This is a genomic window from Streptomyces sp. PsTaAH-137 (assembly GCF_003259365.1).
Classification (GTDB): domain Bacteria; phylum Actinomycetota; class Actinomycetes; order Streptomycetales; family Streptomycetaceae; genus Streptomyces.
This window is the reverse complement of record NZ_QLLY01000001.1, coordinates 258,547-277,880: the sequence shown is the minus strand read 5'-3', so window position 1 is coordinate 277,880 and position 19,334 is coordinate 258,547. Positions and strand designations below refer to the sequence as shown.

16 protein-coding genes are annotated in these 19,334 nt (G+C 72.6%); 11 read left to right on the top strand and 5 right to left on the bottom strand.

Annotated features, from left to right (window positions below):
- The first annotated feature begins 1 nt into the window (after window position 1).
- On the top strand, window positions 2-2,215 hold the full coding sequence (locus K377_RS01075; protein WP_111661141.1) for an OmpL47-type beta-barrel domain-containing protein: 2,214 nt from the start codon (window positions 2-4) through the stop codon (window positions 2,213-2,215).
- Window positions 2,216-2,249: 34 nt separating this feature from the next.
- Here the strand turns inward: K377_RS01075 and ligD are convergent, their stop codons facing one another.
- Window positions 2,250-3,287, bottom strand: coding sequence for a non-homologous end-joining DNA ligase (gene ligD / locus K377_RS01070; protein ID WP_111661140.1), 1,038 nt, complete (start codon window positions 3,285-3,287; stop codon window positions 2,250-2,252).
- Window positions 3,288-3,360: 73 nt separating this feature from the next.
- Between ligD and K377_RS01065 the strand changes: the two genes are divergently transcribed.
- Together K377_RS01065 and K377_RS01060 are read left to right on the top strand one after the other, a co-directional pair.
- Window positions 3,361-4,422, top strand: a complete 1,062-nt coding sequence (locus tag K377_RS01065) for an ATP-dependent DNA ligase (protein ID WP_111661139.1) — start codon at window positions 3,361-3,363, stop codon at window positions 4,420-4,422.
- A gap of 70 nt (window positions 4,423-4,492) precedes the next feature.
- Window positions 4,493-5,407, top strand: a complete 915-nt coding sequence (locus tag K377_RS01060) for a DUF3048 domain-containing protein (RefSeq protein WP_111661595.1) — start codon at window positions 4,493-4,495, stop codon at window positions 5,405-5,407.
- Between the two features lie 48 nt (window positions 5,408-5,455).
- Here the strand turns inward: K377_RS01060 and K377_RS01055 are convergent, their stop codons facing one another.
- Complete coding sequence (locus tag K377_RS01055; RefSeq protein WP_111661138.1) at window positions 5,456-5,926, bottom strand: MarR family winged helix-turn-helix transcriptional regulator; 471 nt, start codon at window positions 5,924-5,926, stop codon at window positions 5,456-5,458.
- Window positions 5,927-6,119: 193 nt separating this feature from the next.
- Here K377_RS01055 and pcaH point away from each other — a divergent pair, with 193 nt between their 5' ends.
- From pcaH to pcaD, 4 genes are read left to right on the top strand one after another with little or no spacing between them, the layout of a single operon-like run.
- Window positions 6,120-6,893, top strand: a complete 774-nt coding sequence (gene pcaH, locus K377_RS01050) for a protocatechuate 3,4-dioxygenase subunit beta (RefSeq protein WP_111661137.1) — start codon at window positions 6,120-6,122, stop codon at window positions 6,891-6,893.
- 8 nt (window positions 6,894-6,901) lie between these two features.
- Window positions 6,902-7,507, top strand: a complete 606-nt coding sequence (pcaG, locus tag K377_RS01045) for a protocatechuate 3,4-dioxygenase subunit alpha (protein ID WP_111661136.1) — start codon at window positions 6,902-6,904, stop codon at window positions 7,505-7,507.
- Window positions 7,504-8,808 carry a 3-carboxy-cis,cis-muconate cycloisomerase gene (gene pcaB / locus K377_RS01040; RefSeq protein ID WP_111661135.1) on the top strand — a complete coding sequence of 435 codons (1,305 nt, stop codon included), beginning with the start codon at window positions 7,504-7,506 and terminating at the stop codon, window positions 8,806-8,808. The genes pcaG and pcaB overlap by 4 nt, the downstream gene beginning before the upstream one ends.
- A gap of 37 nt (window positions 8,809-8,845) precedes the next feature.
- Window positions 8,846-9,955: a 3-oxoadipate enol-lactonase gene (gene pcaD / locus K377_RS01035; RefSeq protein WP_111661134.1), complete on the top strand. Its 1,110-nt coding sequence runs from the start codon at window positions 8,846-8,848 to the stop codon at window positions 9,953-9,955.
- Window positions 9,956-10,242: 287 nt separating this feature from the next.
- Here pcaD and K377_RS01030 read toward each other — a convergent pair whose 3' ends face one another.
- A complete protein-coding gene (locus tag K377_RS01030; RefSeq protein ID WP_111661133.1) occupies window positions 10,243-12,918 on the bottom strand; it encodes an AAA family ATPase in 2,676 nt (891 codons plus the stop codon).
- A gap of 211 nt (window positions 12,919-13,129) precedes the next feature.
- Here K377_RS01030 and K377_RS01025 point away from each other — a divergent pair, with 211 nt between their 5' ends.
- A complete protein-coding gene (locus K377_RS01025) occupies window positions 13,130-14,263 on the top strand; it encodes a DUF2510 domain-containing protein (RefSeq protein ID WP_111661132.1) in 1,134 nt (377 codons plus the stop codon).
- Window positions 14,264-14,410: 147 nt separating this feature from the next.
- On the opposite strand, the gene K377_RS01020 is transcribed toward K377_RS01025, so the two are convergent.
- On the bottom strand, window positions 14,411-15,055 hold the full coding sequence (locus tag K377_RS01020) for a TetR/AcrR family transcriptional regulator (protein ID WP_111661131.1): 645 nt from the start codon (window positions 15,053-15,055) through the stop codon (window positions 14,411-14,413).
- A 140-nt stretch (window positions 15,056-15,195) separates the two neighbouring features.
- Here K377_RS01020 and K377_RS01015 point away from each other — a divergent pair, with 140 nt between their 5' ends.
- Complete coding sequence (locus tag K377_RS01015; RefSeq protein WP_111661130.1) at window positions 15,196-16,176, top strand: phosphatase PAP2 family protein; 981 nt, start codon at window positions 15,196-15,198, stop codon at window positions 16,174-16,176.
- Complete coding sequence (locus tag K377_RS01010) at window positions 16,173-17,090, top strand: hypothetical protein (RefSeq protein ID WP_237551860.1); 918 nt, start codon at window positions 16,173-16,175, stop codon at window positions 17,088-17,090. The genes K377_RS01015 and K377_RS01010 overlap by 4 nt, the downstream gene beginning before the upstream one ends.
- Before the next feature lies 1 nt (window position 17,091).
- Here K377_RS01010 and K377_RS01005 read toward each other — a convergent pair whose 3' ends face one another.
- The gene (locus tag K377_RS01005) at window positions 17,092-17,700 is read right to left on the bottom strand and encodes a TetR/AcrR family transcriptional regulator (RefSeq protein WP_111661129.1); all 609 of its coding nucleotides are present in this window, start codon (window positions 17,698-17,700) and stop codon (window positions 17,092-17,094) included.
- A 169-nt stretch (window positions 17,701-17,869) separates the two neighbouring features.
- On the opposite strand from K377_RS01005, the gene K377_RS01000 reads away from it, so the two are divergent.
- Entirely contained in the window at window positions 17,870-19,321 is a 1,452-nt protein-coding gene (locus K377_RS01000) for an MFS transporter (RefSeq protein WP_111661128.1), read from the top strand.
- Window positions 19,322-19,334 lie beyond the last annotated feature (13 nt).

The following is a 19,334-nucleotide window of genomic DNA, read 5'->3' as shown; positions in this document are numbered from 1 at the left end:
CATGCGCAGACGAGAACGGCCCAGACATGTGATCGCGCTGCTCGCGGCGCTCCTGCTGCTCCTCGGGCTCGGCGGCACCCAGGCCGCGTACAGCCAGCCGGACCCGTCGGGTACAACGGCGGCCGACCAGGTGCTGACGTGGACGGCGGGCGACGACATCACGAAGTACGCGTCGGCGCCGACGACCGCGGTCGCGGGCAAGGCGACGATCGTCTTCGAGAACAGCGCGGCGACCGGCAACACCACAGGGATGCCGCACACGTTGACGTTCGACGTGTCCGATCCCGAGTACAACAACGACGTCCCGGTCAACATCATGGCCAACCCGAACGACGACCAGGGCGGCAAGTACTCCGTCGAGGTCACCCTCTCCCCCGGCAAGTACCGCTATCACTGCACGATTCCCGGCCACACCAGCATGACGGGCGTCCTGACGGTGACGGACGGCGGCGGCGGTGACGACACCACCGCGCCGGAGACCTCCGCGAAGGCCGAGGGGCAGACCAACGCCGACGGCGCGTTCGTCGGTTCGGCCTCGGTGACCGTGTCGGCGACCGACGCGGGTTCGGGCGTCGACCGGATCGAGTACGCCCTGGACGACGGCGCCTACACGCCGTACGCGGCGCCGGTGGTCGTCGACCAGGTCGGCGCGCACACCCTGAAGTACCGGGCGACCGACAAGGCGGGCAACACGGCCGCCGAGAAGTCCCTGGAGTTCACGGTGGTGGCGCCGCCCACGGACGACACGACGGCGCCGGAGACCTCGGCGACGGTGGCCGGCGAGAAGGACGCCGACGGCGCCTACCTGGGCATGGCAACGGTCACCGTGACCGCGTCCGACGCCGGTTCGGGCGTCAACACCATCGAGTACGCGATCGGTGCGGACGGCGCCTGGCAGCCGTACACCGCGCCCGTCATGGTGCACGACCCGGGCACGTACACGGTGCGCTACCGGGCGACCGACAAGGCGGGCAACCGGGCCGCCGAGAAGTCCGTCGACTTCAAGGTCGTCGAACCGCCCGCGCAGGACACCACCCCGCCGTCCGTGAACCTCGCGGTCGCGGGCGACAAGAACTCCGACAACGCCTACGTCAACAGCGCGAAGCTGACGCTGACGGCGACGGACGACGACTCCGGGGTCGACAAGGTCGAGTACTCGCTCGACGGCGGGCCCTATCTCGCCTACACCGCGCCGGTCGTGGTGGACCGGGTGGGCGCGCACTCGGTCGCGTACCGGGCGAGCGACAAGGCGGGCAACACCGCCGCGGCGCAGACGTTCGTGTTCGCGGTCGCCTCGGGCGGCGGGGTGCCCGCGCCCAACTGCCCCGAGTACGACGAGCGGTCCACGGTGTTCGTCGGGACGACCGACACGGGCATCCCGAACCGGGTGACCAACAACCGTTGCCGGATCGGCGAGTTGATCGAGGACGAGAAGGAGTGGACGTCGCACGCCCTCTTCGTGAAGCACGTGAAGACGGTGACCGACAAGCTCCTCAAGGAAGGCGTCGTCGACCAGCGCGAGTACACCAGGCTCAACAAGGCGGCGAAGGCGTCCCCGATCGGCAAGCCCGGCCAGACCGAGGGCTACACGAAGATCCTGGACGGCACACAGGAGCAGTTCGCCAAGTGGGAGCAGGTCGGCGGCGGGAAGTTCGCGCTGAACGCCGACGGCTCGATCACCAGCCGTACGGACGTCGACGGCATGGGCATGCTCTGGTTCCCGCAGCGCAAGTACGGGAACTTCTCACTGAAGCTCCAGTGGCGTGACGACGCGCCGGGCACGGGCAACGCCAACGGCGGGGTGTTCGTGCGCTTCCCGTGGGTGCACGACAACCCCGAGGAGACGCGCCCGGAGTGGGTCGCCATCAAGTACGGGCACGAGATCCAGGTGCTCGACAAGCCCGACGGCGACATGTACAAGACGGGTTCGGTCTACGGCTTCGACCGGGTCGGCCTCGCGGGAGCGGGCGTCACCCAGAAGGGCACGTGGAACGACTACGAGGTGAAGGCGGTGGACCAGCACTTCTCGATCTACCGCAACGGTGTGCTGATCAACGAGTTCGACAACACCGGAGGCCAGGTCTTCGAACCCCCGCGGGGCGACGACCCGGGCACGGACGGCCGGCGGTACTCCTCCGGCTACGTCGGGCTCCAGGTGCACAGCACCTCGGACGTCATCTCGTACCGGGACATCCGGGTGAAGGAACTCCCGTAGTGGTTCCTTCGGCACACAGGTGAGTCGAGCCGGGTCAGTCCTCGTGTCTGGCCCGGCTCGGCTGTACGCGCTTGGGCTCGCCCGGCATCTTCGGATACTCGGGCGGGTACGGCATGTCGCCGAGACCGCGATCCTTCTCGTCCCGGTCCGCGAGTTCGAGCAGGGCGTCGAGCGAGTGCCGCTCGGCGTCCATCTCCGCGTGCACGTCGCCGACTTCGGCGTACCGCTTGGGCATGGAGACGATGTCGAAGTCGCGGGGCAGCGCGTCGCCCAGCTCGTCCCAGGTCAGCGGGGCGGAGACCGGGGCGTTCGGGCGGGCCCGGACCGAGTAGGCGGAGGCGATGGTGCGGTCCCTCGCCGTCTGGTTGAAGTCGACGAAGATCCGCTCCCCGCGCTCCTCCTTCCACCAGGCCGTGGTGACGAACTCCGGCATCCTGCGCTCCAGTTCACGGCCGCAGGCGATCGCGGCGCGCCGTACCTCGGTGAAGGTCCAGCGCGGCTCGATGGGCACGAAGACATGCAGTCCGCGCCCGCCGGAGGTCTTCGGCCAGCCGCGCAGTCCGCCGAACTCGTGGAGCACGGCGCGCAGTTCGCGGGCGGCGTGCACCGCGTCGGCGTAGTCGGTGCCGGGCTGCGGGTCGAGGTCGATACGGAGTTCGTCGGGGTGGTCGGGATCGTCGCGGCGCACCGGCCACGGGTGGAAGGTGAGGGTGCCGTACTGGGCGGCCCACACCACGGCGGCGACCTCCGTGGGGCACATCTCGTCGGCGGTGCGCCCGGAGGGGAAGGTGACGGTGGCCGTCGGGATCCAGTCGGGCAGGTTCTTCGCGGCGCGCTTCTGGTAGAAGGACTCCCCCGTGAGGCCCTCGGGGTAGCGCTCCAGGGTGGTGGGGCGGTCGCGCAGGGCGCGCACGATGCCGTCGCCGACCGCGAGGAAGTACTGCGCGAGGTCCAGCTTCGTGTATCCCTTTCCCGACCCGCCGCCGTCGGGGAAGTACACCTTGTCGGGGCTGGACAGACGCACCGTCCGCCCGCCCGCTTCCAGCTCCACTGCCGCGCCCTTGCTGCCCATGGCCCCACGCTAGGCCGACCGGACGTAGCGCGCATACCGGGCGATGAGCCGCCATACGGGACAGAATCGGTTCATGGATCTTCCCGTGATGCCGCCGGTCCGGCCGATGCTCGCCAAGTCCGCCGCCCGGATTCCGGCGGGGATGCACTACGAGGCCAAGTGGGACGGCTTCCGGGCGATCGTCTTCCGCGACGGCGCCGAGATCGAGCTGACCAGCCGCACCACCAAGTCGCTGACCAGGTACTTTCCCGAGCTGGTGGCGGCGCTGGCCGAGCGGCTGCCCGAGCGCTGCGTGCTCGACGGGGAGATCGTGATCGCGCGGGACGGGCGGCTCGACTTCGACGCGCTGAGCGAGCGGATCCACCCGGCGGAGTCCCGGGTGCGCACGCTCGCCGAGCGCACCCCGGCGTCCTTCGTGGCCTTCGACGTGCTGGCGCTCGGCGACGAGTCGCTGCTCGACACTCCGCTGACCGAGCGCAGACGGCGCCTGGAGGAGGCCCTGGCGGAGAGTTCGGCGCCCGTGCACGTGGCGCCCGCGACGACCGACGCGGAGCTGGCGGCACGCTGGTTCGAGCAGTTCGAGGGCGCGGGCCTGGACGGCGTCGTGGCCAAGGCGCCGGACCTCCGCTACCGCCAGGACCAGCGCCTGATGATCAAGGTGAAGCACGAGCGGACGGCGGACTGCGTGGTCGCCGGATACCGCTTCCACAAGAGCGGCCCGGTCGTCGGCTCCCTGCTGCTCGGGCTCTACGACGATCAGGGCTCCCTCCAGCACGTCGGGGTGTGCGCGGCCTTCACCATGAAGCGGCGCACGGAGCTGATCGCGGAACTGGAGCCGCTGCGCATGGACGACCCCGCCGGGCACCCCTGGGCGGCCTGGGGCGACGAGTCCGCCCACGACGCGCGACGGATGCCGGGCGCGCCCAGCCGCTGGACCGGCAAGAAGGACCTGTCGTGGGTGGCGCTGCGGCCGGAGCTCGTCTGCGAGGTGGCCTACGACCACATGGAGAACGGGGCGCGCTTCCGGCACACGGCCCGTTTCCGCCGCTGGCGCCCCGACCGGGAGCCCGAGAGCTGCACCTACGCGCAGCTGGAGGAGCCGGTGTCGTTCGATCTGGGTGACGTGCTGCGCTGAACCGGGCAGCCGCCCGGCGCGTCGCGGGATGCGCGAAGGCGTCCGTGGGTAGGCGGGGTACGTGGACGAGATGTGTAGGCGGGGCTTCGTCATCGGCGCGCTCGGGGTGCTCGCCGCGGCCTGCAAGCCCACGGGCACACCGCCCGGCGGGCAGGGCTCCGGGCATCCTTCGGTGCTCGCGGTGAAGATCGACAACGTGGGAGCGGCGCGCCCGCAGACCGGCATCGAGGACGCCGACATCGTGTACGCCGAGCAGGTGGAGGGCGGGCTCAGCCGGCTCATGGCGGTGTTCGGCAAGCGCGTGCCCGAGGTCGTGGGGCCCGTGCGCAGCGCCCGCGAGACCGATCTGGATCTGCTGCGCCAGTTCGACGAGCCGACGCTCGCCTACTCGGGGGCGCAGGGCAGACTCCAGCCGCTGATCGACGCGGCACCGCTGCACGCCGTGCCGCAGGGGGCGAAGCCGGCCGCCTATTTCCGGGGTGGCGGGAAGCCCGCGCCGCACAATCTCTATCTGCGGCCCGGCAGCCTGGGACGGACGACGTCGGGGACGAGCGCGGGGACCGCGGCCGGTTACCGGTTCGCCGCGAAGGCGCCCGCGGGCGGACAGCCGCGGACCCGGCAGACGGTGAGCTTCCCCGCCGCAGGGTTCAGCTTCGACTGGTCCGCTGGGCAGGGCCGCTGGCTGGTGGGCATGGACGGCCGGCCCGCGACGAACGTCCACGGGGCGCGGCTCGCCGCACCCACGGCCGTGGTGCAGTACGTCGAGGTGACGCCCTCGCGCTTCCACGACGTGAACGGCAGCACGTCGCCGCTGTCCCGGACGGTCGGTTCGGGCCGGGCGCTGGTGCTGCGGGACGGGCGGGCGTACGAGGCGCGGTGGTCGCGGCCCGCCGCATCGAGCGGCACCACGTTCACGGCGGCGGAGGGCGGCGGTGCGCTGCCGTTCGCGCCGGGGCAGGTGTGGGTGGTGTTCGCGAAGAAGTAGCCGTGCAGATCCTCAGGGGCCCGGGGTCAGCTCCTCAGGGGCCCGGGGTCAGCCGTGCGTCGCGCCCGCCGCCGGTTCCTGCGGGCGGCGCAGCCCCTCCGCCGCGTCCGCCACCCGCTGGATGAGGTCGAAGAACTGCGCCTGCTCCGCCGCGTCGAGCGGCGCCAGGAAGATCTGGTTCATCCGGGCCGTGCGCAGGGTCAGCTTCTTGTGCGCGCGCAGGCCCTCGGCGGTCAGGCGGAGCAGCCAGCGGCGGCCGTCCCGCTGATCGCGCACCTTGTCGATCAGCTCGCGCCGGGTGAGCCTGCTGATCACCTCGGCGATCGTGGACCGGTCGAGGCCCACGCGCTCGCCGACCGTGCGCTGGTCCAGGCCCGGCTCGGCCACCAGCGCGTTCAGGACCGCGAACTGGGGTGACGTGATCTCCTCGGAGACCATCGTGTTCCACAGCAGATAGTGCGCCTGCTGGAGCCGTCGGGCGAGGTGCCCGGGATGGCTGCTCAGGTCCACCGCGACCATCGCGGACCTCCGGTCTGCGTCGGATTTACGTGAGTGTACTGAGCGATTTTAGACCCTTGACGGCTCTCATAACCAGTGGCAACGTGTCGGCCACCCACATAATGCTCAGTGCGCTGAGCATTCTTGGAGTCAGAATTCATGTCGGCCGGGGCCTCGCCCTCGTACGGGAACCTCAGGAAGGCCACGAACTCCCATGCCCCTCACCCAGCACGACATAGACACCGAGATCGCGGCCGAGCACGCCGCGTACGAGAAGCGGGTCGCCGGCGGGGCGCCCGTCGAGCACCACCCGCGCCGCGACTACGCCCCCTACCGCTCCTCGACGCTGCGCCATCCGAAGCAGCCGCCGATAGCCATCGACGTGTCGAAGGACCCGGAGCTGGTGGAGCTGGCCTCCCCCGCCTTCGGCGAGCGCGACATCACCGACATCGACAACGACCTCACCCGGCAGCACACCGGCGAGCCGATCGGCGAGCGGATCACCGTCTCGGGCCGTCTTCTCGACCGCGCCGGGCGTCCGCTGCGCGGCCAGCTGATCGAGATCTGGCAGGCCAACTCGGCCGGCCGCTACGCCCATCAGCGCGAGCAGCACGACGCCCCGCTCGACCCCAACTTCACGGGTGTGGGACGGGTGCTGACGGATAATCAGGGCGGCTATCGGTTCACGACGATCCAGCCGGGACCGTATCCGTGGCGCAACCACGTCAACGCCTGGCGGCCCGCGCACATCCACTTCTCGATGTTCGGCTCGGCGTTCACCCAGCGGCTCGTGACGCAGATGTACTTCCCGAGTGACCCGCTGTTCCCGTACGACCCGATCATCCAGTCCGTCACCGACGACGCCGCCCGGCAGCGCCTGGTCGCCACCTACGACCACAGCCTGTCCGTGCCGGAGTTCTCCATGGGCTACCACTGGGACATCGTGCTCGACGGCCCGCAGGCCACCTGGATCGAAGAAGGGCGCTGAGCAGACCCATGACGAAGATCGACACGAGCAGGCCCGAGCAGATCCTGCCGACGCCGTCGCATACGGTCGGCCCGTTCTACGGCTACGCGCTGCCGTTCCCGGGCGGCCCCGATATCGCGCCCGTCGGCCACCCGGACACCGTCACGCTCCAGGGCTACGTGTACGACGGCGAGGGCAACGCCCTGCCCGACGCGTTCCTGGAGCTGTGGGGCCCCGACCCCGAGGGGAATCTGCCGCAGGTCGACGGCTCGATCCGGCGCGACCCGGCCACCGGCGGCTATCTGGGGCGCAACGGCGTGGAGTTCACCGGCTGGGGCCGCGTCCAGACCGATGCGAACGGCCACTGGTACGCGCGTACCCTGCGGCCCGGCGCACGCGGTGACAGCGCTCCCTGTCTGAGCGTCTGCGTGTTCGCGCGCGGGCTGCTCGTCCATCTGTTCACGCGGATCTACTTCCCGTCGGACGAGGCCGCGCTCGCCGCCGACCCGCTGCTCGCGCGGCTTCCGCAGGAGCGCCGCGACACGCTGATCGCCCGTCCGCAGGCCGACGGCACGTACCGTTTCGACGTGCGCCTTCAGGGCGAGGGCGAGACGGTCTTCCTGGAGTTCACGTGACGTTGTTCGACCCCGGCAGCGAGGACGCGCCCACCGAGCGCACCACCTCCGAACACGCCTTCCTCCAGGCCCTGTTGGACGCGGAGGCGGGTCTGACCCGGGCGCAGTCGGCGCTCGGGCTCGCGCCCGCCGAGGCCGCCGACGCGGTGACCGCGGCGGCCGAGGCCGACGCCTTCGACGTACGGGACCTCGCGCGCCGGGCCCGCTCCGGCGGCAATCCGGTGATCCCGCTGGTCGCCGATCTGACGGCGGCGGTGCCGGAGCGGTGGGGTGCGTATGTGCACCGGGGCGCGACCAGCCAGGACGTGCTCGACACCGCACTGATGCTCGTCGCGGCACGGACCCTGAGCCTCGTGACCGGCGAACTCGACGCCACGGCGGATGCGTTGGGGCGGATCGCGGCCGAGCACCGGGACACCGTCCTGCCGGGCCGGACGCTCACCCAGCACGCGGTGCCGACGACGTTCGGACTGAAGGCGGCCGGCTGGCGCTCGCTCGTGCTCGACGCGCGGGACCGGCTGCGGGCGGTCGTGCTGCCGGTCCAGCTCGGCGGCGCGGCGGGAACCCTCGCGGCCTTCGAGGCGTACGGCGCCCAGGACCCGCTCGCCCTCGTGGACGCGTACGCCGGGCAACTCGGTCTGGCCGCACCGGTGTTGCCGTGGCACGTGCTGCGGACCCCGGTCGCCGATCTGGCGGGGGCGCTGGCCTTCACGGCGGGCGCGCTCGGCAAGATGGCCGTCGATGTGCTCACCCTGTCCCGTACGGAGATCGGAGAGCTGGCCGAGGGCGCCGGCGGCGGTTCCTCCGCCATGCCGCACAAGGCGAACCCGGTGCGCTCCACGCTGATCGCCGCCGCGGCCCGGCGGGCGCCCGGGCTCGCGGCGACGCTGTACGGGTCGCTTCCGGCTGAGGACGAGCGGCCGGCCGGAGCCTGGCACGCCGAGTGGGCCACGCTGCGGGAGCTGTTGCGGCTGGTCGGCGGGGCGGCCCGGGACGCCGCCGAGCTGACCCGGGGTCTCGTGGTGCGCGGTGACGTGATGCGCGAGCATCTGGCGCTGACCGGGGGCGCGATCGTCTCCGAGCGGGTCTCCGCCGAGCTGGCCGGTGTCGTGGGCCGGTCGCGGGCGAAGGAGTTGCTGGGTGCTGCCGCGAAGGCGGCCCGGGAGCGCGGGTGTTCGCTGCGGGAGGCGCTCGCCGACGCACCCGAGCTGAAGAGCGTCGATGTCGGGGCGCTGCTCGATCCGGCCCGGTACGTGGGGGCCGCCGGGGCGCTGGTCGACCGGGCGCTGACCCGGATGTGAGCCCCCTCGCCCGTCTTCCCTCCCACTGGAGTTCACCATGAGTCGTCTTCTTCACCACCGCGTCGAGGGCTCCCCCACGGCGCCCCCGCTGCTGCTCGGCCCTTCCCTCGGGACGTCGCTCGCGCTCTGGGACCAGGTGGTGCCCGAGCTGTCGACGGACCGTCGCGTCGTGCGCTGGGACCTGCCGGGACACGGCGGGTCCGACGCCGAGCTGATCTCCGCCGGTGCCACCGTCGGTGACCTCGCCGAACTCGTTCTCGCACTCGCCGACGAGCTGGGGATCGACCGGTTCGCCTACGCGGGTGTGTCGCTGGGCGGCGCCGTCGGGCTGCACCTCGCCGTGCACCACCCGGAGCGGATCAGCAGCCTCGCCGTGCTCTGCTCCTCCGCGCACTTCGGCGGGCCGGGTCCCTGGCAGGAGCGGGCCGCGCTGGTCCGCAAGGAAGGCACGGCCGGGGTGGCCGAGAGCGCGCCGACGCGCTGGTTCACTCCCGGGTTCTCCGCGCCGCGTCTGGTGCGGGACAACCGGGATGCCTCCCCCGAGGCGTACGCCGCCTGCTGCGACGCGCTCGCCGCCTTCGATCTGCGCGATCGGCTGCCGGACATCACGGTGCCCACGCTGCTCGTCGCCGGGCGCGACGACCCGGCGACACCGCCCGCGCATCTGCGGGAGATCGCCGACGCGGTGCCCGGCGCCGAACTCGTGGAGCTGTCCCGCGCCTCGCACCTGGCCGTCGCCGAACGCCCGGAGGCCGTCCTCGGGGTGCTCCGGTCCCACTTCGGGCAGGGCCCGCGGCGTGGCATGGAGGTGCGGCGCCAGGTCCTCGGCGACGCGCACGTCGACCGGGCGCAGGCTCGGCAGACGCCGTTCACGGCTCGGTTCCAGGACTTCATCTCGCGGTACGCGTGGGGCGAGATCTGGACCGACCCGACGCTCAGCCGCCGCGAGCGCAGCATGATCACCATGACCGCGCTGGTCGCGCACGGCCACTACGACGAGCTGGCCATGCATGTCAGAGCCGCCCGCCGCAACGGCCTCACCCCGGACGAGATCGGGGCCGTGCTCCAGCAGTGCGCGGTGTATGTGGGTGTGCCTGCGGCCAACTCGGCCTTCGGAGTGGCTCAGCGCGTGCTCTCCGAGGAGTAGCCGGTTCTTCGTCTGCGGCCCCGGTGGGGGCTGGTCGCGCAGTTCCCCGCGCCCCTAAAACCAGATCCTCACGCGCGCCACCGTCGTGGCTGGTCGCGCAGTTCCCCGCGCCCCTGAGATGCGCACTTCGTGTGGCATCTCATCAAGAGAGGCGCGCCACCGCTGCCGCCGCCCCCGTCGGGAGGCGCGCGGAGCGCAGGCTCAGGGGAAGGCTGCGCGCAGCGCATGGCTTCAGGGGCGCGGGGAACTGCGCGAGAAGCCCCACCGGGCCGCGGACGAAGAACCGGTCAGTGCAGGCCGCGGCCCGTTTCCAGTACCTCTCGGGCCCGGTTGGCCAGGCCCTCGGCGCCGCAGGAGCGGGCCAGTTGCAGACCGCGGTTGAGCTCGGCCCGCGACCGGGCCGCGATCCCGTACTCGACGCGGGCCAGCGCATGCTCGTAGGCGCTCGGCGACGCCTCGAGATAGGTCACGGCCTTGGCGTACAGGGTCAGTTGCCGCTGCCCGGTCTCCAGCGCGGCAGCACACCGCAGCGCCTCCCCTATCGCCGTGTCGGTACCGAGCCGCTCCGCCTGGACGCGGGCCTGCACCGCGAGATCGGCGGCACGCTTGGGATCGGTGTCGGCGACGGCGCGAGCCAGGTCGCAGGCCCACGAGGAGACGATGGTGTTGTGCCCGCCGCGGGCCTGCGCGGCCTTGCTCGCGGCCTCCAGTTCGCTGATGCCCTCGGCGGTGCGCCCGATGGCGAGCATCAGCCGGCCGCGCACGGAGTACGCCTCCGGGAACAGGATCGTCGACGGGTACGGCGGCGCGTAGTCGTACCGCTCGGCGATCTTGAGGGCCTCGTCGGGCCGGCCCCGGGCGAGCAGCGTGTCGATGAGCTTGCCCGCGGCGTCCCAGTGCATGGGCAGCCCCCGGCCGACGCGGTCGGTCAGCCGCAGTGCCTCGCGCAGCAGCGCCTCCGCCTCGGTGAGCCGGCCGCGCCTGCGATGCACGTATCCGGCGAAGGCGTGGGCGACGGCGAGGTGTCCGCCGCTCCAGCCCGCGCTCTCGTAGGCCCGGATGCCTTCCGCGAAGAGGCTCTCGGCGCGGTCGAGACGGTCGGAGAAGATGTACGAGAACCCGAGGGCGATCAGGATCTCGAAGCTCCACTCGGTGTCGGTCCAGCCGAGTCCGGGCGCGAGCCGGCCGTTGACCAGGGCGCGGTCGCAGTACTCGGCGACCTCCTCGGCGTTCTCCCCGCGGTTCATCATGTCGAAGGCGCGCAGGATGAGCAGCACCCGCTCGGCGTTGTCCCGGCCGGTGACCTTGGCGGCGAGGTCCGCGAGCCTGCGGGAGCGGGCCGGGGCGTCCGACTCGCCGTTGTAGATGCTCTCCCAGAAGAACCGGCTGGCCTGGAGCCGCAGCCGCTGCGGGCCCGCCTCCAGCTGGTGGGACTCGGTGTCGATGAGGGTGAGCGCGTCCGCGAGCTGGTCGTTGTGGACCAGCGCCTGGGCCATCCGGCAGACCGCGTCGACGCGCTCCTCGCCGTACAGGCCCGGGGTGGCTTCGAGGGCGGCGCGCAGATGCCGGACGGTGGTGGCCGGTGAGGTGAGCAGGGTGGCGCAGCCCAGCTCGTACTGCACGTGCGGCCACAGCTCGGGCAGCGGCGGTTCCTCCAGCGCGCGCTCCAGGCAGCGGCGGGCCGCGGCCGGGGCGCCGACCGCGAGATGCTCGCGGGCCGCGGCGCGCAGTTGCTCGACGAGTTCGGGGTCGTCGTCGGGGTGCACCTCCAGGAGGTGCCGGGAGGCGGCGGCCGGGCCGTGCCCGGAGGCGGTGACCGCCCAGGCGGCCTGGCCGTGCATGGCGGTGCGGGTGGCCGGCGGGATCGACTGGTAGACGGCCGTGGCGATCAGCGGGTGGACGAACTCCAGGGTGCCGACGTCCCCGTAGGTGCCGTCGGTGAGGATACGGGCGGTGCGCAGCCGCTCGGCGCAGCGGCCGGCCTGCTCGGGGTTCATCCCGGCGAGGAGGGCGGCGAGGCCGGGTTCGATCCGGGTGCCGAGGACGGCGGCGGCCCAGGCGAACCGGGTCGCCTCGGTGCCGAGCCCTTCGAGACGGGTGACGAGGCCGCGGCCGCGGGCCGTCTTGTTCAGCGCGCGCAGTTCCCCGGCGTGGGACTCCTCGGGCGCCGTTCCGGCGTCCTGCACCTTGGCCAGCAACTCGACCGTCTCGTACGGGTTTCCGCCGGTGACCGCCCAGACCTCGCGGCAGAACGGGTCGTCGGCGTGCGGGCCGAGGGTCGCCCGGGTCAGCCCCGCGGTGGCGTCCGGGCTGAGCGGGCGCAGCCGCGGGGTGTCCTGCCGGGCGGCAAGCGCCACCGCGTCCAGGCAGGCGGCGACCTGTCCGTCCTCCGGGTCGCGCTGTGCGACGACGACCAGGACCGGCAGGTCGTCGAGGCGCTCGGCGAACGCGACGAGCCATTCCAGGGTCTCCAGGTCGGCCCAGTGCGCGTCGTCGATCAGGAGGACCAGCGGCCAGTGCAGCCGGGCCAGTCGGGAGACCGCGGCGACGAGGCCGTCCCGCACGCCCTGCGGGTCGGCCTGTCTGCCGGTGGGCTCGGCTATGCCGAGCGCGGGGCCCGCGATGTCGTACCAGTCGCCGAAGTACTCGCGGGACTCCTCCTCGGAGAGCGCGAGGAGTGCGGGCTGCAGCAATTGCCGTACGACGTTGAACGGGACGGAGGTGACGGTCTCGCCGCCCCGCGCCGACCACACGGTGGCCCGGCCCTGGGCGAGGCGGCGCACCTGGTCGAGCAGGGCGGTCTTGCCGATCCCCGCCTCTCCCCGGTAGACGACGAGGCTGCCGGACGAGGCGGCGTCCGCGCACAGGTCGTCCAGTGCTCTTGCGGCGACGTCCAGTTCGGGCTCTCGCTCCCACAACTGGGGCCCACAGGAGGCGGCGTCGGAGTGCCGTCCCTGAGTCATCCCGCACCCTCCAGGTGTCGTGCCGGTGATGTGCTGGTCACGAGAGTAGTGCGCGCCGGGCCGCCGTGGTGGGGGGTTGCGGAGCCGGTGACATTTGGTCGGGGCTGTCGGCGCCGGGGGTGTGCGCGGCTGATAACGATCTCGCCCGTAATGCGCGCTGAACAGCGCCCCTCTCATCCGCCTTTCAGGCGCGCCTCATACTGTGGCGGCCATGACGTCGCAGACTCCCGCAGGCTGGTACCCCGATCCGGGTCAGGTTCCAGGCGGCCCGCGCACCGAACGCTGGTGGGACGGCGGCCGTTGGACGGAACAGACCCGGCCCGCAACGACCCCGTCGCCGAATCCGCCGCAGGACGCGGCGCCCGAGGCGGACCGGGCCCCGGCGCCGGTGCCTTCGCAGCCGGCGGTGCCCCCGCAGCCGATGCAGATGCCGGGCGCTCCCGGGACCCCTCCGGCCGGGAATTATCCGGCATTTCCCAACTATCCGGCCTATCCGGGGCAGTTGCCGCCGAAGCCGCGCAGCAAGGCGCGGATCGCCATCGCGGCGGCCGTCGCGGTCGTGGTGCTCGCCGGGATCGGCGGCGGCGTGTACGCGCTGACCGCGAGCGACGACGGCAAGAGCGATCAGGTCGACTCGCAGTCGCGGCAGCCGCAGCCGCCCGGCGGCGGGGGCGGCCCGGAGAGCGGTGACGGCGGGCAGGGCGACGGCGGCGGTCAGGGCGGCCAGGGCGGCAGCCCGTCGCCCGAGGCTCCGGACCAGTCGCCGCAGGCCCCGCTCGACAAGGGCTACGCCACCGACATCGGCAACGGGATAGCCCTGCCGGTGCCCGACGGCTGGACCGGCGCGGACGGCGTCGGCTCCGCCGGGGTGCAGACGGGCACGTACTCCTGCCCCGACGACTCGGGCAAGCAGTGCGTGAAGGGCGGCGCCTCCAGCGCGTCGGCGAAGGCGCTCAAGCTGTCGGCGACCACCGCCGAGGCGGCGGCCAAGGAGGACATCGCCAAGAACGCGAAGGCGTCCTACGGCGGCAAGACCTACGGCGGCATCACCGGGCACGACGAGCTGCTGTCGAAGAAGGTCACGGTGGCGGGCCAGAAGGGCTATCTCGTCCGCTGGAGCGTGGAGACCGAGGACAAGGTGGACGCCTGGGTGGAGTCGGTCGTGCTGCCCTCCCCCACCGCGTCGGACTCACTGATCGTGATCCGGCTCGGCGTGGACAAGCCGAAGACGGCGAAGGAGAAGGCGGCGGGACCGGACGACTCGGCGCTCGACGAGATCGTCAAGGGCATCAAGAAGTCCGACATCACCGGCGGCGCCTCGGGCGGCAACGGCCAGGGCGTCTGACCGGCCGGCGCAAGCGTTCGGGCCGGGCGGGCCCCCTCCGCTCAAGGAGGAACCCACCCGGCCCGGGGGTGCGCGCCGCCCCCGTCCCCACGGTGCGGCGCGGGCAGACCGCCGACCGGTCATCCCTGCGACCGGCGGTCTCCCGTCTCAAAGGGCCTGATCCTCCACGGTCAGGCCGAGTCCCGGAACGAGCACCTTCGTCACGAAGCCGACCAGGTAGTCGGCGTCGGCGTCGCGCCCTTCCAGGACAGGTCGGCTGCGCATGACTCCGAAGAGCTGCGCGGCGACATAGGGCAGTGCCGGATGGTCGGCGGCGATCTCGCCGCGCGCCACGGCCCGCTCGACCATCGTGTCGATCGACGCGATCTCCGGCTCCACCAGCGCCTCGCGCAGCGCGCGCTTCAGGTCGGTGTCCTGGAGCACGGCGTGCCCGAGCGCCTGCAGGAGGGCGGTGTCCCGCTTGCCCTGCGACGCCGCGTTTCGCGCCGCGGCCACCAGGTCGCCGGCGAGGCTGCCCGTGTCCGCCGAGAAGAACGTCACGCAGCGTCCGGCCCGCAGCGCCGAGGCCACCAGCTGCGGCTTCGTCTTCCACTGCCGGTACAGCGTCGACTTGCTGCAACATGCCTGCGCGGCGACGCCCTCCATGGTGAGCGCCTCGTACCCGTGCCTGCGGAGCTGGTCGAGCACGGCGTCGTAGAACTCCTGCGCGCGCTCGGGCGTGATCTTCGAGCGGCGCGAGGCGGTCGGAGCGGCCGCGTCCACGGCCACCGTTCCCTTGTCGCCCGTCGTCATCACGATGCTCCTCGTCTCGATGTCGATGAGATCACAGCCACTATCGATACGCCAGTGTACCGGTACGCCAGCGTTTCGGTACACTGGCGTACCGATAAGCGCACCACACGCACCACCCAGTCACGAAAAGGGGCCGGGGGATGAATTCCCTTACCGAGCCTGCCGAACCGGAGCCGGACGCTACCGTCGCCCGACCGCCCCTGGTCCGCGAGCTCCTGCTGGTCGTAGGACTCTTCCTCGTCTACAAGTTCGGCCGCCAGCTGGCCAACGGCCACACCGCCGAGGCGTTCCGCAACGCCGGTGACGTCTGGCATCTCGAACGGACCGCGCACCTGCCCGGCGAGGGCCTGGTGCAGGGCGTCCTGCTGCACAGCGACACCCTCGTCCACGCGGCGAACACCTACTACGCGACCGTGCACTTCCCGGCGACGCTCGGGCTGCTGGTCTTCCTGTACCTGCGCCGGCCGCGTCACTACGTGTGGACGCGGCGGGTGCTGGCCGCGCTGACGGCCGCCGCGCTCGCGCTGCACCTGACGTTCCCGCTGGCGCCGCCGCGGATGCTGGGGGCGGCGCACCTCGTGGACACCGCGCAGGTCTACGGCCCCTCGGTCTACGCGGCCAAGCCGTCCACCGACACGATGGCCAACCAGTTCGCGGCCATGCCGTCGCTGCACTTCGGCTGGGCCCTGATGGTCGCCGTCGGCCTGATCGTCGCGACCCGCTCGAGGTGGCGCTGGCTGTGGCTGCTGCACCCGCTGCTCACCCTGTTCGTGGTCGTCGGCACCGCCAACCACTACTGGCTGGACGCGATCGTGGTGACGGCGCTGCTCGGTGTCGCCCTCGCCGTGATCCGGCTGCCGCACACGGTCTCCGCGCGCGGTATCGGCCGCCATCTGCTGCCGGTTCCGGACCGCCCGGCCGTCGTCGCCGAGACGCGGGGCGCACCGGCCTCCGCGCCGTGGTCGCCGCGTCCGGCCCTGCGGACGCCGCCCGACTCGCTGTCCGCCTCCGACGTACTGGCCCGGATGCCGATCCGCATCCCGGTGCAGGTCTCGCAGACGCCCGGTTCCACCTCCGTGGCCACCGCGCCGCAGCCCGTCACGAGCGGAGCCGGACGATGAGCGCCACCCTGCTCGCCGTCGCGCTCTCACTCGTCTCGGCCGTGGCCTACGCCGCCGCGGCCGTGGCCCAGGAACGGCTCGCCTCGCGGTCCGCAGGCGGCACGCTGCGGCTCCTGGTCACCGGGGCCTGGTGGGGGACGGTCCTGCTCAACGCGGGCGCGGCCCTGCTGCATGTCGCGGCCCTCAAGTACGGGCCGCTCACCCTGGTCCAGCCGCTCGGCGCGCTCACGCTGGTCGCGGCCGTGCCGCTCGGTGCCCGGATCGCCGGGCGGCGGGTGACCGTGGGCGAGTGGCGGGGCACCGCGCTGACCCTGCTCGGCCTTGCCGCGCTGCTGGTGACGGCGTCCGGCCCGGAGCCCGACGACACGCTCTCCCTGCCGCAGGCCCTCGCGGTGGCGGGGCTGACGACGGCGCTCATCGGCGTCCTGGCCCGGCGCGGCTCCCGCCCGGGGCTGCGGCACGCCACCGCGTCCGGGGTCGCGTCGGGGGTCGCCTCCGCGCTCACCCAGACGGTGACGGTGGCGACGACGGACCGTTCGGGGTCCTTGCTCAGCGCGCAGGTCGTGGTGGTGGCGGTCCTGGTCGCGCTGTTCGCGGCCGGCGGGCTGCTGCTGTCGCAGACCGCGTACCAGGGCGGACTGGGCGCCCCGCTGGCGATGGTCACGCTGGCGAACCCGGTCGCCGCGGCGGTCATCGGTCTCTCGCTGCTGGGCGAGCGCCTTCAGGGCGGGGTCGCGGGGTTCCTCCTGGCCGGGGCCGGGGCGGTGCTCGCCGCTCGCGGGGTGGTGCTGCTGACCCGGGGGACGGTGGCGCGCGACTCCCTGGTCGTGGCCACAGGGCAGGTGCCCGATCAGGCCCCTGCGCCGATCGAGGAGCGGGGTCCGGGGCAGAGCCCCGTGGCCTTCGCGCCCTAGGTCAGTTCGTCGCAGCTCCCCGCACCGCTTGCGGGGCGCTGCGGATGCCGTCCAGAGCGAAGCCGAGGACCCGGTCGCGCTGGGCGTCGTCGACGTAGGCCGTCCCGGTCACCCCGGACACCATCCGCAGCAGATCGTCGAAGGTCACCTCGGCGCGCACCTCGCCCGACTCCTGCGCCCGCAGCAGCAGCGGCTCCCCCGCGTCGAGCATGGCGCGGCGGCAGGAGACGAAGATGTCGGACTCGCCGCTCATCGCCTCGCGGATGGCGCGCTTGGTGACGGTGTACTCCACGAAGCGGCGCAGCCACGTCGCCAGGCCCTGCCACGGATCGGGCACGTCGGCGACCTCGTCCGCGAGCCGGCACAGCGCGTCGACCTCGTCCGCGTAGACCGTCTCGAACAGCACCTGACGCGTGGGGAAGTTGCGGTACAGGGTGCCGATGCCGACCCCCGCCTTGCGCGCGATGTCCTCCAGCGACGCTTCGCCGCCCTTCTCCGCGAACGCCTCGCGGGCGGCGGCGAGCAGCGCGTCGAAGTTGCGCCGGGCGTCGGCCCGCCGCGGGCGCTGTGCGGCGACCACGCCGCCGACGCGCTCCCTGTCCGTGGTCATGCTGCCCCCATCGAGGTTGAACCGGAGGTACCCCTCCGCTACTATTCTTTAAGTCGAGGGGTGCCTCCACTTTAGCAGGGGCGCCCCCTGCCCTCGCGTACCCCTTTGATCTTTTCAGCCCGCGCACGGCCGCGGGCCACACCCCCCTGCCCTTCAGAGAGAAGCCATCTTGAACCGGAACGTCCCGAACGTTCGCACCAACCGCCTCACCTTCGCGGTCCTCGCCACCGGCGCCGGCGTGTTCTCGATGATGCAGTCGCTGGTCGCACCCGCGCTGCCCACGATCCAGCACGCCCTGGGCACCTCTCAGGCCACCTCGACCTGGGTGATGACGGCCTATCTGCTGTCGGCGTCCGTCTTCACCCCGATCCTGGGCCGGGTCGGCGACCTCGTCGGCAAGAAGCGGACCATGGTCGCCGCGCTCGTCGCCCTCACCGCGGGCTGTCTGCTCGCGGCCCTGGCGCCCAGCATCGGCGTCCTCATCGTCGCCCGTGTCGTGCAGGGCATCGGCGGCGCCCTCTTCCCGCTGTCGTTCGGCATCATCCGCGACGAGTTCGCGGCCGAGCGGGTCAGCCCCAGCATCAGCAATCTGTCCGCGGTGATCGCGGCGGGCGGCGGCGTCGGCATCGTCGCGGCCGGACCGATCGTCGGCGCGCTCGACTACCGGTGGCTGTTCTGGCTGCCCGCGGCGGTCGTGGCCGCCACCGCGCTGATCGCCCTGCGCTGCGTACCCGAATCGCCCGAGCGGAGTTCGGGACGCGTCAACTGGACCGGCGCCGTCATGCTCTCCGCCTGGCTCGTCGCCCTGCTGCTGCCCCTCAGCCAGGCCACGTCCTGGGGCTGGGGCTCGGCGAAGGTCATAGGCCTGCTGATCGCCGCCGTCGTGCTGTTCGCCGCCTGGCTGATCGGCGAGGCGCGGTCCGCGAGCCCGCTCATCGATCTGCGGGTGATGCGGCTGCGCGCGGTGTGGACGACGAACACCGCCGCCCTGCTGTTCGGCGCGGGCATGTACGCCGTGTGGTCGTTCCTGCCGGGCTTCGCCCAGACCCCGTCCGCGGCCGGATACGGCTTCGGGGCGAGCGTGACCGGTGCCGGGCTGCTGATGCTGCCGATGCTCGTGGCGATGTTCGTCGCGGGTGTCGTCAGCGGTCGGCTCGAACCCGTCGTGGGCGCCAAGTCCCTGCTCACGACCGGCGCCGCGCTCGGCGCCGTGGCCTGCGCGATCCTCGCCCTGTGGCACGACCGGCAGTGGCAGATCGGCGTCGCGGCCGGGGTGTTCGGCCTCGGCATCGGCCTGGCCTTCGCCTCCATGGCGAACCTGATCGTGCAGAACGTGCCGGCCGCCACCACCGGCGCCGCCACGGGCATGAACGCCAACATCCGCACCATCGGCGGGTCCATCGGCGCGGCCCTGATGACCAGCCTGGTCACCGGGAACCTTCAGCCCTCGGGGCTTCCGCACGAGTCCGGCTACACGCACGGCTTCTCGCTGCTGGCCTTCCTGTGCCTGGCGGCGGCCCTGGCCGCGCTGCTCGTGCCGCCCGCCCGGCGGGCCGCGCTCACCCGCGTCGCGTCGTCGCAGCCCGCGCCGCTGCCCGAGCGGGAGAGCGCCGCACGGTGATCCCCGTGCGGTG